19 protein-coding genes are annotated in these 15503 nt (G+C 39.7%); 6 read left to right on the top strand and 13 right to left on the bottom strand.

What is annotated here, in order from left to right; all coding sequences use genetic code 11:
- Window positions 1–105: 105 nt before the first annotated feature.
- Window positions 106–753, top strand: coding sequence for a PAQR family membrane homeostasis protein TrhA (gene trhA / locus ACY3XC_RS19595; protein WP_464870022.1), 648 nt, complete (start codon window positions 106–108; stop codon window positions 751–753).
- Between the two features lie 39 nt (window positions 754–792).
- Here the strand turns inward: trhA and ACY3XC_RS19590 are convergent, their stop codons facing one another.
- The 7 genes from ACY3XC_RS19590 to ACY3XC_RS19560 form a co-directional block, all read right to left on the bottom strand.
- On the bottom strand, window positions 793–927 hold the full coding sequence (locus tag ACY3XC_RS19590) for a hypothetical protein (protein ID WP_256988982.1): 135 nt from the start codon (window positions 925–927) through the stop codon (window positions 793–795).
- A 138-nt stretch (window positions 928–1065) separates the two neighbouring features.
- Window positions 1066–1533 (bottom strand): SRPBCC family protein, encoded by a 468-nt coding sequence (locus ACY3XC_RS19585; protein WP_464870021.1) that lies wholly within the window; start codon window positions 1531–1533, stop codon window positions 1066–1068.
- A 60-nt stretch (window positions 1534–1593) separates the two neighbouring features.
- A complete protein-coding gene (locus tag ACY3XC_RS19580) occupies window positions 1594–2316 on the bottom strand; it encodes a GDSL-type esterase/lipase family protein (RefSeq protein ID WP_464870020.1) in 723 nt (240 codons plus the stop codon).
- 10 nt (window positions 2317–2326) lie between these two features.
- Window positions 2327–2719, bottom strand: a complete 393-nt coding sequence (locus ACY3XC_RS19575) for a DUF488 domain-containing protein (RefSeq protein WP_179157775.1) — start codon at window positions 2717–2719, stop codon at window positions 2327–2329.
- A 107-nt stretch (window positions 2720–2826) separates the two neighbouring features.
- Complete coding sequence (locus ACY3XC_RS19570; protein ID WP_179157776.1) at window positions 2827–3057, bottom strand: excisionase family DNA-binding protein; 231 nt, start codon at window positions 3055–3057, stop codon at window positions 2827–2829.
- A gap of 5 nt (window positions 3058–3062) precedes the next feature.
- Window positions 3063–4091: a DmpA family aminopeptidase gene (locus tag ACY3XC_RS19565; protein WP_464870019.1), complete on the bottom strand. Its 1029-nt coding sequence runs from the start codon at window positions 4089–4091 to the stop codon at window positions 3063–3065.
- Window positions 4088–5023, bottom strand: a complete 936-nt coding sequence (locus ACY3XC_RS19560) for a dipeptidase (RefSeq protein ID WP_179157778.1) — start codon at window positions 5021–5023, stop codon at window positions 4088–4090. The genes ACY3XC_RS19565 and ACY3XC_RS19560 overlap by 4 nt, the downstream gene beginning before the upstream one ends.
- Before the next feature lie 204 nt (window positions 5024–5227).
- On the opposite strand from ACY3XC_RS19560, the gene ACY3XC_RS19555 reads away from it, so the two are divergent.
- Together ACY3XC_RS19555 and ACY3XC_RS19550 are read left to right on the top strand one after the other, a co-directional pair.
- Window positions 5228–5377 carry a hypothetical protein gene (locus tag ACY3XC_RS19555; RefSeq protein ID WP_464870018.1) on the top strand — a complete coding sequence of 50 codons (150 nt, stop codon included), beginning with the start codon at window positions 5228–5230 and terminating at the stop codon, window positions 5375–5377.
- 129 nt (window positions 5378–5506) lie between these two features.
- Window positions 5507–6142: an FMN-dependent NADH-azoreductase gene (locus ACY3XC_RS19550; RefSeq protein WP_464870017.1), complete on the top strand. Its 636-nt coding sequence runs from the start codon at window positions 5507–5509 to the stop codon at window positions 6140–6142.
- A 38-nt stretch (window positions 6143–6180) separates the two neighbouring features.
- Here ACY3XC_RS19550 and ACY3XC_RS19545 read toward each other — a convergent pair whose 3' ends face one another.
- The 6 genes from ACY3XC_RS19545 to uraD all read right to left on the bottom strand — a co-directional run bounded on the left by ACY3XC_RS19545 (window position 6181) and on the right by uraD (window position 12054).
- Window positions 6181–7422, bottom strand: a complete 1242-nt coding sequence (locus ACY3XC_RS19545; RefSeq protein WP_464870016.1) for an ArgE/DapE family deacylase — start codon at window positions 7420–7422, stop codon at window positions 6181–6183.
- An 18-nt stretch (window positions 7423–7440) separates the two neighbouring features.
- Window positions 7441–8727 carry a M20 family metallo-hydrolase gene (locus tag ACY3XC_RS19540; RefSeq protein ID WP_464870015.1) on the bottom strand — a complete coding sequence of 429 codons (1287 nt, stop codon included), beginning with the start codon at window positions 8725–8727 and terminating at the stop codon, window positions 7441–7443.
- Window positions 8666–10039, bottom strand: coding sequence for an allantoinase AllB (gene allB, locus ACY3XC_RS19535; protein WP_464870014.1), 1374 nt, complete (start codon window positions 10037–10039; stop codon window positions 8666–8668). Before allB ends, ACY3XC_RS19540 begins: the two co-directional genes overlap by 62 nt.
- A gap of 8 nt (window positions 10040–10047) precedes the next feature.
- Window positions 10048–10407 carry a hydroxyisourate hydrolase gene (uraH, locus tag ACY3XC_RS19530; RefSeq protein ID WP_179157782.1) on the bottom strand — a complete coding sequence of 120 codons (360 nt, stop codon included), beginning with the start codon at window positions 10405–10407 and terminating at the stop codon, window positions 10048–10050.
- Window positions 10404–11357, bottom strand: coding sequence for a factor-independent urate hydroxylase (gene pucL, locus ACY3XC_RS19525; RefSeq protein ID WP_464870013.1), 954 nt, complete (start codon window positions 11355–11357; stop codon window positions 10404–10406). The genes uraH and pucL overlap by 4 nt, the downstream gene beginning before the upstream one ends.
- A 184-nt stretch (window positions 11358–11541) precedes the next feature.
- Window positions 11542–12054, bottom strand: a complete 513-nt coding sequence (gene uraD, locus ACY3XC_RS19520) for a 2-oxo-4-hydroxy-4-carboxy-5-ureidoimidazoline decarboxylase (RefSeq protein WP_464870012.1) — start codon at window positions 12052–12054, stop codon at window positions 11542–11544.
- Window positions 12055–12323: 269 nt separating this feature from the next.
- Between uraD and ACY3XC_RS19515 the strand changes: the two genes are divergently transcribed.
- From ACY3XC_RS19515 to ACY3XC_RS19505, 3 genes are all read left to right on the top strand, one after another.
- Window positions 12324–12794 (top strand): nucleoside deaminase, encoded by a 471-nt coding sequence (locus tag ACY3XC_RS19515; protein WP_179157785.1) that lies wholly within the window; start codon window positions 12324–12326, stop codon window positions 12792–12794.
- A gap of 24 nt (window positions 12795–12818) precedes the next feature.
- Complete coding sequence (gene ade, locus ACY3XC_RS19510) at window positions 12819–14549, top strand: adenine deaminase (RefSeq protein ID WP_464870011.1); 1731 nt, start codon at window positions 12819–12821, stop codon at window positions 14547–14549.
- 119 nt (window positions 14550–14668) lie between these two features.
- Window positions 14669–15058 (top strand): SET domain-containing protein, encoded by a 390-nt coding sequence (locus tag ACY3XC_RS19505; RefSeq protein WP_179157787.1) that lies wholly within the window; start codon window positions 14669–14671, stop codon window positions 15056–15058.
- The last annotated feature ends 445 nt before the right edge of the window (window positions 15059–15503 follow it).

The raw sequence follows: 15503 nt of genomic DNA, 5'->3' as shown, positions 1-15503 counted from the left end.
CTGATTAACATTATATCGTAACAATTATCCGTTGACTAGCTATTGTTTTACGAGTATCATTATAAGTAGTTATTAAAACTACATGTTGTAATCAGGAGGGATATTGTGAGTAATTTTATTCGGGAACCAATTAATGGACTAACTCATTTAACTGGGGCGCTTTTATCGTTTGTAGGGCTTCTTGCAATGGTAATCAAAGTGTCGAGTACGACCTCGTCAACGATGGCCATTACTGCTGTCATCATTTTCGGAGTCAGCATGATTCTTCTTTATTCTGCTTCGGCCACCTACCATATGGTAATAGCTAGAGATCATGTGATTGCTTTTTTAAGGCGGCTCGATCATTCGATGATTTTTATTTTAATTGCCGGCACCTATACGCCTTTTTGCTTTATCAGTTTAAATGGAACAACTGGCAATATTTTATTTTCGATTATTGCAGCGGTAGCTTTAAGCGGGGTTGTTTTTAAAATGGTATGGTTTAATTGTCCACGCTGGATTTCTACTGCATTGTATCTTGTTATGGGCTGGATGATTGTATTTGTTTTCTCGCCATTAGCAGGGAGCATGGATAGGATGGGGTTATTTTTATTAGTTCTTGGAGGTATTTTTTATACCATCGGTGGAGTTATTTACGGGGCAAAGCCAAAATTCCTTCAATCTAAATACATGGGCTTTCATGAGATTTTTCACATTTTTATCATGCTTGGGAGTTTATCTCACTTCTTATGTGTGTTTTTCTTCGTCATATAAATTGAAAAACGCCCCCTTGAGAGGCGTTTTTCCTTTGAATTATGAGTTCTTTTTGTTATCTCTTGCAGCTTGTTTCCTTGCTTTCTTACTTAATCCTTGTTCCGCACCAAATTCCGTATCAGCTTTGCTCCCGCCAGTATGAGGTTGGTTACGATTGTTATTTTTATTGGTCATTATTTGTATTTCCTCCTTAATATGTATGTTGGGCTAGCAACATCTTTTATAATGCTTAAAAGGATAGGAAGTTATACCTACTTTCTCTTCATTTCTTTATCAGAGGAAAGTGTGGAAATTTTAGCTGCCTTATTACACTTACCAATTTACGTTTGCATCTGGTGCCTTGTCGGCTACAAGATTTAATTGAATGTTGTGCTCTAGATACGCCTTTAATCCGGAGAGTACCATTGTGTATCCTCCCATTGAATCAATGGCTTGGCTGACCATTTCATCTCCACTTCCAGAAAATCCAGAGTTTGTAATTGAAACAAAGGTTTGATTGTCTACTCGGGGCGTAAAAAGCCACTCAACCTGGGTTCCGTCAGTCCACTCTATCCTTATTAATTTGCTTTGGACTAATTCCTTAACATATAATTCATCCCCAACACCATACATCTCCCAGTCCCACCTGATCGTTTTACCTTCTTCTAATCTTCCGCTGCTTTTAGTGAACCAGAACTTTGTAGTGATTTCTGGGTTTATAAAAGCTTCATATACTTCCTCAACTGAACTGCGAATAAGCATTTCTGCTTTTACAACGGGTTTTTCGTTTAGTGTTATCATTCTAAATGCTCCTTTTCCTTGGTTCATAGCAGTATTACACTATGTTTTCTAATTGGATGATTATTTAATACTAAGTTCTTTTAATACTTTGTCTGACACTCGCTCAGCAATTAGTTGATATCCAGCCGGATTGGGATGTAAGGAATCACTGAAATAATTACTTTTTGTTCTATTTTGAAATAAATCTAACGTTGGAACAAAGTAGACATGATCAAAATTATTAGCCACAATGGCTATCTTGTCGTTCCACCGTTCTATGGTTCGTAGAATCTGCTGATGATTTGGATAGTTTACATAAGGTTGATATAATCCTAAAACAAAAATAGGAGCATCCGAATTTTCTATTCTAAGGTGTTCTAGGATTTTATGAAGATTTGTTGTGAATTTAACTTTTCCTTCATTTATCAGTTTACTATTAAGTGGATTAAATTGATGCTGAGCACTCTTTCTAAAATCATTCGTTCCAATGAAAAGAATAATATATTCTGCCTTTTTTAATTGCAGGTTCATTTTTTTATCCTGCAGTTGTTCGAGAATGTTATCGGTGGTATACCTTGGAATCGCAAAGTTACTCACATGAACAGGAGCTTTCTTTATTTCTTCCAATTTTACTTTAACACCTTCTATATACCCCTTTTTTTCAGGGTCCCCGACTCCATGTGTGATGGAATCACCGATGGCTACTAAGTTAGTCCCCTTTGTACTCGCTGAAGAACCTGGGTTCCCAGTATAAGTTCCAAACAGGATTAAAATAACACAGAATAGAAAGAGATAATTTCTCATAAAAAAACCCCTAGGTGTCAAATTCTTTTGTTTCAATATGATTTATTATTCTCTTTAGCTCTCCTTCTAAAACGATTGCATGATTATAGACAGGATCCTTTGCCCCATATAGGAGAGTAATATTCCCCTCTGAAGTCAGATGAATTAATTCATCTATCATCCTTAGCTTCTGTTCATCCGTACGTAATTCCTCTATGTATTTCGTTTGAAACTCATCAAACAACTCGGGTTTGTGGCAGAACCACTTACGAAGTTCAGGACTGGGAGCCACCTCCTTCTGCCAAGCCGTCAACCTAGCAGCCTCCTTCGAGATTCCACGAGGCCACAATCGATCCACTAAAATCCGAAAGCCATCTGACTCATCATACGGTTCATAAACCCTCTTCAAGAAAATATCCCCCATTAGAAGCCCCTCCTTATTGCGATTTTGAGCAAGTGTCCATACCAGGTGGACACTGTCCACGGACGGTGACAGGCACCATATTGGCACCATATTATAATGATTCTAAGTTAGTCCTCATCTTTTATATCGTGGTCTTCGGGGATGGGTTCGCTTAGGATTTCTTCGACTAGGTGTTTGTATTTTTCGATTTGTTTTAGGTGGGTGTTGAATTGTTCTTTGTTGATGATCCATCCTTCTCCGTCATGGATGGCGCGGATTTTTTTTTGTTTGATTAGGTCTTCTATTTTTGATTCTGACATGGATAAGTATTCTGCTGTTTCTTTTATTGTTAGGTACATATCATTCATTCCTCGCCCGTAAAGGTAATATTATTTACAACTCTTCCCGCTCTTCCTTTTGTGGTGACTGCCTGTGAAAGTGAGTTAAGAATCGCTTCCTCTGCTGCTTCTGCCGCCCCGGTGAATAGCTGATTCATCAGAGGGTGATCCTCGCGAAGTTGAGTCCTTTGTTCCATCGATTTTTCAGAAAAATGTTCTGATTTATGAGCTGTCGAAAAGGCGATGACGATATCCCCGCTGCCATGACTGAAATGACTGCCTGTTCTGCCGAGGCCGATGCCGCAGCGCTTGGATACTCGCATTAGCTGCCTGTCACTTAGTGGAGCATCCGTGGCAAGCACAATGATAATGGAGCCATCAGCAGTATCTGAAAGTCCTTCCATTTTTGAATAACGTAATTTTTGTAGTTCTTCCTTTTTACCAAAGTTACTCAGGACTAAGCAGCCAATCATATATTCTCCAATGGTACGCGAAGACGTACCAATCCCGCCTTTATAACCAAAGCAAACCATCCCTTTACCAGCACCAACAGCGCCTTCCTCAGCCTGATGGTCTGAGGCATTTCTAATTGCTTCAATCGCATGGTCTGGTTTAACTGGAAATTTCCTAATTGAATTTAAGTAACTATCATTGCATTCTCCCACCACAATGTTAATGGTACCTGTTGTTTCTCCAATTTCAGGATTCTCAGCCAGCATGTATTCTAGCGTTCCTTGAGTAACTGCAGGCACTCCAAACGTATTTGTCAGCATAATGGGTGATTCTAACTGTCCTAATTCATTTACTTGAACAAGCCCGGTGGTTTTTCCAAAACCATTAATCACATAGCTCGCAGCTGTTACCTTCTGTTTAAATACATTGCCTTTGTGAGGGATTATCGCCGTAACTCCTGTGCAGGCATATTCGTTTCCGGATTCATCCAAAGGATAATCAAGCGTTACATGTCCAACCATTAAACCCTCAACATCGGTAATACAATTTTTGGGACCTGTTGGCAGCATGCCAACACTTATTCCTGTTTGTCTAACTTTCATCCTAACACTCCTGGCCGATGGTTGAGAAAGTTTTGATAAGCAAAACCTCTCACCTCATCCTCTTTAAAATGCTTTAATAATTCATTAATGAGATTTTGTGATTTCGAAGCGTCCTCTAAATTAGTAATAAATGTCCCTATCCCATCAAAATCGGACCCTAATCCAATATGGCTCACACCACCTAATGAGCAGAAATGATCAATATGCTTTACTAGATCAGAAATCGTTACCTCTCCTGCTCTTTTTATAAATGGAGGAAAATAAACAACATGGATCATAGCGTTCCTTTTAAACATCGCTGTTGCCTGTTCGTCTGTTAAATTACGAAGGTGATTACAAAGCGTGCGTGAATTAGAGTGGCTTGCAATTGGATACTTTGCTAATTCAATAACCTCCCAAATTCCCTTGTCGCTCAGATGAGAGATATCTGTCAGGATTTGGTGTTCATTATTAAACTGAACAATCTCTTTCCCAAAAAGCGTAAGCCCGCCGCCACGAGGTTCGCCTGCACCATCTGCTGCTAAATTCGCATTATTCCATGTCAAACCAATCGAACGAACCCCCAGTTGATGAAGGATATTGAGCTTCGTTAAATCGTTGCCGATGGCGTCCACACCTTCAAGTGTTAGCATGGCACCAATTTGGCCGATATTAATTCTTTCAAAATCGGACCATTCTTTAATGTGGACCATATCTTGGTTTTTCCCGATTACTTCCTTATAAAAATAATCAATTTGTACGAGTGCTTCTTGAAATTTCTGGTCAGAAGGAATGTCTGGCTCAATAAAAATGGCAAAGCACTGAACCTTGACTTGCCCTTTATGCAGCCTCATTTTATTCGTCTGCAATTCTTTTGCATTTGCAAAACGAAGCGAGCCTTTTCCTTCTGAAAGTTTAAGTAATGCATCACAATGGAGGTCAATTAATTTCATGATGATCCGACTCCTTTTTTAAAAAATTTTATCATAAATTAAGAAGAAAGGTTAAATAAGGAAAATACTATACCAAATACTAACACTTATCTAGTAGAAAATTACCAGTAAAAATAACTTTTAGAATATTATAAATTACCTATTAATGATGATAAATAAATAGTAGAATTAAGTATACACTACAGTATGGAGGTGAATTTACCTATGACAAATAAACCGATTCATTATGATGGAAGTATTCAAAACAATGAAACTTCTGCTAGTAATTCAACAGTAAATGAGCCATTTACATTAACTGACGAAATGCGTGCGAACATTAGCGGAAACCCTTACATCAGCGAAAATAATAACTAAAAAATAAAAGGAGTTTGCCAAAACGCAAATTCCTTTTATTTTGGTTTATACCTGTTTTGTATCTGCATATATTTACATTCATTGCACAAACTAGAATGCATGCTTGATACAGAAAGGATCGATACGAAAATGACAAAAGTATTGTACATAACAGCTCATCCTCATGATGATACTCAGTCCTATAGTATGGCAGTAGGTAAAGCATTTCTTGATACCTATAAAGAAGTAAATCCTGATCATGAAATTATTGATGTTGATCTATACAAAGTAGATGTTCCACATATTGATGTTGATGTCTTCAGCGGCTGGGGGAAGCTCCGGTCAGGAACGGATTTTAATGAGCTTTCCGCAGAAGAAAAGGCAAAAGTCGGCCGGCTTTCGGAGCTTAGTGAGCAATTTATTTCTGCTGATAAATATATATTTGTCACTCCATTATGGAACTTTTCCTTTCCACCTGTTATGAAGGCCTATCTGGATGCGGTATCAGTAGCAGGCAAAACCTTCAAATACACCGAAAAAGGTCCGATTGGCCTTTTAACAGATAAGAAAGCTCTTCATATCCAAGCCCGCGGTGGAATCTATTCCGAAGGACCTGCTGCAGCAATGGAGATGGGTCACCGCTACCTGGATATTATGATGCAATTCTACGGGGTCCCATCTTTCGAAGGTTTATTTATTGAAGGGCATAACGCAATGCCTGACAAAGCGCAGGAAATCAAAGAAAACGCCATCGCGCGGGCGAAAGATTTAGCCCATACTTTTTAAAATTCAAAGAGCCAACAAACTTAGTTGGCTCTTTGAATTTATTTTTCTGCTAATAAATCATAAAGGGTACATGCGACGATTTTGGTTGCAGCCTGTAAATCAGACAGTCGAATATTTTCATCTGCTCGATGGCCGTTTGCCTCTTCTAATACTTTGGGTCCTACTCCAAACATAATCGTAGGAATTCCTGCAGCATAGAAGTGTCGGGCATCTGTATATAGTGGTACTCCGTAAACAGGTAACTCACTTTCATCTTTTAAAATCAAATGCCAGTTTGCAGCTAAGGCTTGAACTAATGGCGTATTTTCCGGAGTTGGCCCAAAACTTTTAGCATGAAGGATTTTCTTGATTTCAATTTTGATGCCTGGGATATCTGATACTGCTTGATGAACTAGTTCCCTGAACTCATTCTCTGCGGCAATAAAGTCTTCTTCAGGAATTAATCGTCGGTCCACTCTAATCGTGCATTCATCTGGTACAACATTCGTATTGATCCCGCCTGAAATAAGCCCCACATTCAAGGTCGGAAAGTCAATGCCTGGGATAGATGATTTTATTTCTGCCAGTTTTTTACGATATTCATATAATCCATTTACGATTTTATTAGTCGCCTCAATCGCATCAATACCCGTATGTGGCAGGGCTGCATGCGCGGACTTTCCTGTTGTTGTGATTTCAAAATGCAAGCACCCATTATGAGCGTTAACAGCTGAATAAGTAAACCCTGCAACAATGGCTTGATCAGGCTTGATATAACCTCTGTCAAGCAGCCACTTAGGACCTATTTCTCCTCCTGTCTCTTCATCAAACGTAAATGCCAGGTCCACCCTTCCAGAAAGCTTTTCTTTGACCTGATTTAAAGCAAGTACAGCGTAGGTATAAGCAGCAATATCAGACTTTGACACAGCTACTCCCCGCCCATAAATTTTTCCATCAATAATTTCTCCTCCATAGGGGTCGACACTCCACCCTAATCCAGGTGGAACCACATCTCCGTGCGCGTTTAAAACAACATTTGTCCCTTCTCCAAAAACTGTGGGGGCAAGGACGTTAGCCATACTAATCATCCCATTTGCTTTAACACTTTCTTCATCTACTTCAAGAAGAGATACATTTTCAAAACCGAGTTCCTGAAGCTGTTTCTCTAAAACACTGGCTATAAGTAAACAATCTCCAGCTGGATTATCCGAAGCTGTTTGAACTAATTTTTTTAAAAAGGAGATTAAACCTTCCTCCTGGTCCTGTATCCACTGCACCATTTTTGCTTTATCCTGATTCAAAAAAAAACCTCCTCCGTGCTAGTAAGCTAATTGATGTAATAATTGTATAAGTACCTCTAAACCTGTTTCTAAGTCTTTGGTCGACGTATACTCGAGTGGTGAATGACTAATGCCGCCCTGACTAGGTACAAATAGGATGGTTGTAGGGCAAACTCGTGCAAACAGCTGAGCGTCATGACCTGCACCACTATTCATCCAATGGGAGGAAGTCATACTCCGTGTGCAGATACTTTGGATGATTTCATTAAGCCCGCTATCCATCTGGGCAGGGTGAACCTCATGCCACATCTCCACTTGGATATCCAAATCTAGTTTTTTCGCATTGTCTTGAAACTTCTGGGGGAATTGCTGACAAAATGAGCGTAAAACCGATTCATTCGGATGTCTCGCATCGACTGTAAACTGAACTTGATTAGGTATTACATTGGGCACATTGGGCTCCACAAAGAGCTGCCCCACACTTGTTACCAGATCTTCGTCGTATTGCTTCACACTTTCATATAAGTCATGAATCATGTTTACCGCCCCATGAAGAGCGTCTCTTCTCCATTTCATTGAAGTTGTACCAACGTGGTTAGATTCTCCGTTCACGCTAATCCGAAACCGTTTTTGACCGACAATGGCTTTTACTATTCCAATTGATTTTTCTACTTTTTCAAGGGTGGGTCCTTGCTCGATATGTAGTTCAATAAAGGTTTGAATATCCTTTCGGACCCTGTATTCAGAATTTCTAAATCCAGCAGCCATCATGGCTGTTTCAAAGCTAATTCCCTCCGAATCCTTAATATCCACAATATCTTTATAAGAATATATACCAGTCATCATGCCTGACCCCCACAATGCCAATGGAAAGCGGCTCCCTTCCTCTTCGCAAAAAGAAACCACCTCAAGATTAATGGCTGGCTGTCCATACTTCTTTTTTAAAAATTCTAAAGCCATGATTCCAGCTATAATTCCATATGCACCGTCGTATTTACCACCTGATTTAACGGTGTCGACATGGGAGCCAATAAGAATAGTCTTGGCATTTTGATTAGGTGAAGCCAATCTCCCAAATAGGTTTCCAATAGAATCATAATTTGATAGCAGCCCCACTTCCTCCATCCATCCCTTTAAGGCTTGCTGGGCTTCTTTCCAAGGCTGGGAATAAAGTGTTCGAGTTACACCTCCATCTGGCTCTCCCCCAAATGAAGCTAACCACTGTATTGCCTCTTCTATATTAATGGGGAATTGACCCATAAACTCACTTCCTTGGCTGTAGATACTGACCATACTTTTCTTCCGTTCCCCCTGCTTGATCGTCATAAATTACTTTTCCTCTTAAAATGGTTTTCTTTATTTTCATCAGAAAAGTTCTATTTTCATAGGGAGAATATTTATTTCGAAAAGCAGTCGAAGACTGGTCGGCAAACGTTGTTTCGTCCAATGAAATCAGGGCTAAATCCGCATCTAATCCAGGGCGAATTCTTCCTTTCTTCTCTGATATTCCAAAACGATCAGCCACATTAGCAGTGCCCATCGGGAGTATATCTTTAAGTGGAATTCTCCTTTTCAAAGCCTCATCTAATAAAGCAAGCCAGGTAAATTGTACACCTTGGATTCCACCCCATGCCTCCCAAATGGAATCAGTATTTTTCATGGAATAAAGACATGGCGAGTGATCGGAGCCAATCGTATCAATCCAGCCATTGGTGATACATTCCCATAATCCTTCTACCTCTTCCCGTGGTCGAAGCGGCGGTGCACATTTAAGAATAGGACCCTTTTTAAGGAAATCTTCTTCGTCAAAAATTAAATAGTGGGGACAGGTTTCTACGGTAACGTTTATTCCACTTTTCTTTGCTTGTTGAATTGTTTTTACTACTTTTGGTGAACTGATATGAACGAAATGGATTGCCGTACCATATTTTGAGGCTAACTCCAGTGCAGAAATTACTGCCTGTTCTTCAGCAGATATTGGCCGGCTGGCGAGAAATGCCTTTCGCTCATTCATGTTATATTGATTTTTATAAAAGGTAGTAAGGTTATGAATGTCTTCCTGCGATTCTGCATGCAGGGCGATGATTTTATTTTGGTCTGCGGCAATCTTCATAGCCTGTTTTAATTGTTCTGGTGCAACATAGGGAAAATCATCGATGCCGCTATCTGACATAAATGCTTTCCACCCGATAATTCCCTTTGACATTTGGGCTAGTTCTGCTTTATTTTGAACATTATTACCCGTCATGCCTCCCCACAGTGCGTAGTCAATATAAGACTTAGAGGTAAGATATTCACTTTTATTGTGCAAATTTTTCACATTCGTCACGGACGGAGAACAATTCAGGGGCATATCAAAAATAGTGGTGGTGCCTCCAATGGCTGCGGAAAGGCTGCCAGTTTCAATTCCTTCCCAATCAGTCCGGCCAGGGTCGTTAAAATGAACATGTGCATCAATAAAACCGGGAACAACCAGGTAACCTCCTGCATCGATGATATTGACATCGTTTCCTTTCAAGGGTTCGTGATTACTGTCGTAGAGAGCCTCTATTACGCCATCTATAATTTTTATACACGTATGTCGAAATCCACTGCCTGTAAAAACATAGCCGTTTTTCACCCAAAGTTCTGTTTTCATTTTTCCTCCTAACTCCCTCGGTAGGTACTATACCCTCCTGGTGAAATCAAAAGCGGCACATGATAGTGGGAAGCCGGTTCTGAAATACCAAATCGTACGGGCACACAGTCTAGAAAGAAGGGATCTTCAGTGGATGCTCCTCGATTTCGGTAATAGTCGCCAACATGGAAATGCAGTTCATAGATTCCCTTTTTCATATATTCCCCTTCCAATAAGGGATGATTTAATCTACCATCTTCATTTGTATAGGAAGATTGGATGGTCTCTATCCCATTATTTTGACCAACACGTACTAACTCCACTAACACACCGCTAGCTGGCTTTCCTATGCTTATGTCGAGGACATGAGTTGTGAGCTTCCCTGTCATTTACTTGGTTCCTCTTTAGGATCTAGGTCATCACGCGTCATCGAAAAACATTGGAAACCGTAGGGGGGACGGGGTTCAGTAAATACTTTTCCTTCTTGTGAAGCAGGAATTTCATCTAAAATCGTTTCCCAAGTCCGATTATTCGATTCAAAACGAACCTCTGCTAATTGTGGAAAGCGTTCTAGGATTCTTGTACCAATTCGATAAATGAGATTTTGGATGGAAGGTGAGTTTGCCTCATGAAAGACCGTGTAAGCTATATCTCTTACCTGTTCTGCTGCCACATAACCATCAGATGTATTTCCTCTAGCATCCTCGAGATCGTTATAACGCCAATCAATATTTAAAAAGATAAACAGAGGGCGGTCAAAGGATTCCGGTAATGTCGTGTATTCATCCTTCACATAACCGTAGAACGAGCTCCCCTTTACCTTAATCAATTTCAGACCCTTTAAACTGCTTACTTGATCGGTAGTGATGGTTTCGTCTTTATTACGTTTCACCTCAACAGAGGCACCAGCCTGTTCATTTAAAGAATAACGAAATACAAGCGGACTTGGTTCAAACGTTCCATTTGTGGGAACAGGAAGCTCTTCAAAGGAAATTTGTTCTCCTGAAATGCTGACGCCCGTCATATGGGAATAGGTTTCAAGAAAGCGATGGGCGACAAATTCAAGGAATCCCTCTTGTGTCGCACCCTGATAATCCCCTGCATGCTTGAGGATGAAGTTTTTCATTGAATCCGTAGCGACCACTAGTGTGTTATCGCCATCTTTAAATGAGGGGAAAAATGCTTCACCTTCTACGGCGACTTTTACATTCATGCCAAACAGAATGTTTTTTCGGCCGGAGAAGGTGGATTCGGGAATAGCGCGAACTTCAGTTAACGGCTTAGCATAGGTGCGATAAACCCATACATCTGCTTTTCCGTAGCTCATCGTTCTTTTCATATTTGAAGCCTCCTTTAGTTTTTTGAAAGGCTTGGAAAACATTGATTATGGTAAATCTGCATTGACCCATAACTTATTTTCCTTCTGTTTCGGTCACTCCAGACACCCTGCATTGACCGAAAGTTCTTCTTTTTCTTTGCTTCGGTCACTCCAGACTGAAGATGCTTCTTAAAAACAGATTCTATTAACTTTTGAACATATCATTCAATCGGAAGCCTGCAATTTTATAGACTTCAAGTAACGCGATGTTAAACTCTTCATTGTAAGAGTTATTTACTCTTTGCTTCATGGCAGCAAGAATACTTTCTTTGCTTTGACCTTTCACGGCCAAAATAAACGGAAATTTAAACTTCTGTACATAGCACCGATTGAGGGAAACAAACTCCTCAAATTCCTCCTTTGAAAGCTGATTAAGCCCTGCACCAGCTTGTTCCTTCTTAGAAATCTCAGACATTTGCAATCTAGTTCCTAAATCAGGATGTTCACGCAGTAATGCTAACTGCATAGATTTCTCCGCATTTTGAACAATGTCAATCATCGTTTGTAAAAGGTGTTCATGAGATTCAAAAGGGATATTTTCCCACGCTGCAGAAGCCACCCACGGTGAGTGTTCAAACACCCAGCCTACTTTTTGTATAAACTCCTTCCTGTTCATTTGATTTACTTCCTCACATTCCATCCATTCATTTACATTCATCGTTTCACCCCTCACTTCCAGCTGGCTTACCGTTAAAACTATGTATATTCTAGACTTCCAAAAAATACATCAACTGTTCATTCTCTATTTTTATGAACCTTACAATGAATGTAAGTTTTATTGATTAGTAAACTCGTCCGGTCATTTTTCAATATACGATCGAAATGACGAAATAGTATTTACATAAGGGTCATATACTCTACTATAGCTTTGGGTCTTTAATTACCACTTTTGAACGATCAAAAAATACGAAAGAATGGAGAGGTTACATGTCAGATATTCAATTTATGAAAAAGGCAATTGATGAAGCACTTAATAATGTTCTATCCAAACATGGGGGTCCGTTCGGGGCGATTGTGGTAAAAGACGGGAAAATAATCGGTACTGGACGAAATGAGGTCACCACATCGAACGACCCAACTGCACATGCAGAAGTCCAGGCCATTCGTGATGCTTGCAAGTACTTAAACGACTTTCAGCTTACTGATTGTGAAATTTACACGAGCTGTGAACCCTGTCCAATGTGCATCGGTGCCATTTATTGGGCGAGACCAAAGGCCGTTTATTATGCATGCACGAAACAGGATGCGGCAAAGATAGGGTTTGATGATCAATTCATTTATGAGCAGCTTGAACTCCCAATGGAACATCGAAAAATACCCATGCAGCAAATTTTCCCCGACGATGGTGATCTCCCTTTTCGAACTTGGGAAAGCACTAAGAACAAAGTAGAATACTAATCTGATAGTAGAGGATGTTGGGCAATGGAGAGAAATCAATTAAGGAGAAGAATCTCTGTGGCTTCAGGAAAAGAACCTGCGGATACGGTTGTGAAAAATGGCAGGATTGTTGACGTTTTTAATGGGGAAATACTCGAAGGTGATATCGCCATTGTGGATGGTTATTTCGCAGGTATCGGAGAATATGAAGGGAAACATATTGTTGATGCTAACGGTCAGTATATACTTCCTTCCTTTATTGACGGTCATGTTCATATCGAATCGTCCTTGGTGACACCAAGTGAATTTGCAAAAGTCTTGCTGCCGCATGGAGTAACGACCGTTATTGCCGATCCCCATGAGATTGCAAATGTCTTAGGCACTGCTGGTATTCAATATATGCTAGATTCTTCCGAAAACCTTCCTTTCGATTTTTATATTATGCTTCCATCTTGCGTTCCAGCGACAAGCTTTGAAAACTCAGGTGCAATTTTAACAGCGGAGAATTTAAAACCCTTTTATCAACATTCTCGAGTCCTTGGATTAGCAGAAGTGATGAATTTCCCTGCAGTCCTTCATGCTGAGGAGGATATGCTGAATAAAATATCTGACGCAAAACAATTGTGTAAAAAAGTCGATGGTCATGCCGCGGGGTTGTCTAAGAGAGATTTGAATGTATATATGGCTGCAGGTATTCGGACCGACCATGAGAGTACCACAGCACTAGAAGCTAAAGAGCGCCTTAAGAGTGGAATGTATTTAATGATTCGTGAGGGTACTGTTGCAAGGGATTTACACAATTTGATTCCAGTTGTAAATCAGTATAATTCCCGCAGGTGCTTATTTGTTACGGATGATAAACATCTAGATGACCTTGTGCTCGAAGGCAGCATTGATCACAATGTGAGGCTGGCGATTGCAGAAGGACTTTCCCCTATAACAGCTATTCAAATGGCTACCATCAATGCCGCGGAATGTTTTGGGCTCCAAGATAAGGGAGCCATCGCAGCAGGTTATAAAGCAGATTTTTCCTTCGTTGAGGACCTTGAAAGTATCAGAATCTCACATGTATATAAGGATGGAATGGCAGTCGTCGAAGATGGAAAATTGATTATTGACTGTAATAATAATCATAAGAATGGTTTGGGTAAGTCAGTCCATTTTGATGATCTCATAGAAATGAATTTGAATATTTCCTTATTTTCAAAAAAGGCAAATATCATCGAAATCATTCCTAATAGCCTTATTACTCAACATATCGTGGAAGAAGTGGAAATCTGCGATCAAGGTTTCTTCCAGCCCTCTATCACTGCTGATCAATTAAAGCTTGCCGTAATCGAACGCCATCATATGACGAAGCAAATTGGTTTAGGAATTGTCAAAGGCTTAGGGTTAAAAAATGGCGCGATTGCCACCACGATTGCCCATGATTCGCATAATCTTATTATTGCTGGAACCAATGATCGTGATATGACTTTAGCGGCAAATAGGATTAAAAAAATGCAGGGCGGGCTGATTGTCATTAAAGATGGCCAAATCCTCGCATCATTAGAGTTGCCCATTGCAGGATTAATATCTGACCGCCCTTACCGGGAAATATATGCGAGTCTAAATAACCTTCATATTGCTCTCGAAAAGCTTGGAGCAAACAGTCATTTCAATCCCTTTTTAACCCTTTCCTTTTTAGCCCTGCCCGTCATTCCTGAACTAAAGCTTACGGACAAAGGCTTGTTTAAGGTATCTAAATTTGAACATATCACTATCTGTTCTGAGTAAATTTTGTGCTTTTTAGACATACTATCATGCGAGTTAACCGAAAACGGTTGCGTTCAATGTAATTACCTGTCAAACTAATAGGATGAATTGACTTCAAAGAAAGTATGTAGGTGACAATCATGATAGAAATAAAAACATCAAAACTCAGCGATGGGGAGTTCAATAGAGGTGTATTTGCAACACGTGATATAAAAAAAGGCGAACTGATCCATGAAGCACCCGTTATCGCTTATCCAAATGCGGAGCATGAACATATTGAAAAAACCTTGCTTGCCGATTATGCGTTTGAATATGGAATCAACCACACATGCCTTCTCTTAGGTTATGGAATGCTATTTAATCATTCTTATCAGCCAAATGCCACTTATGAGATAAATTTTCCAAACCATACCTTTGATTTCTTTGCTTATAAAGACATTAAAGCTGGCGAAGAGATTCTTATCAACTATAATGGCGATGAAGAAGATCAAGAACTGCTTTGGTTTGATAAAGAGAAACAAGAAAACTAACAGCCATTTGATTAACAAAAGGTTCCGTTTTCAGGTGCATTCATATTAATAGACACAAGAATTGACGTATGAATTGGCATACGTCTCTTTCTTTATTTATCAAGCCTTCTACGAAATTTCATTATCTTCGACATACATAGCAATTGCCATCATTATTATGATGGCAATAAGTATTGTTCAATTCAAATAAGAGGGTCCGCGCATTTATCGGTCGGGGAATCAGGTTAAGCACCCAGTTGATAAATAGACGGAGAAATTCCGCTTAGCTCGTAAATATAACTAAAAAAGGCTTAAATAGGCGGAGAAATTCCGCCTATTGACTCAGAAAATTTGAAAATAGAAGAATTTGCAATGCATAAGCGGAAAATCTCCACTAGCATTGCATATGTATCCACAGGCAAAAAAATAAATTTATTACCTCCTATTAATTGAAATAATAGGGGGC

It is taken from the genome of Bacillus sp. CZDM1 (genome assembly GCF_055502545.1).
This window is presented reverse-complemented; position numbering and strand designations above follow the sequence as displayed.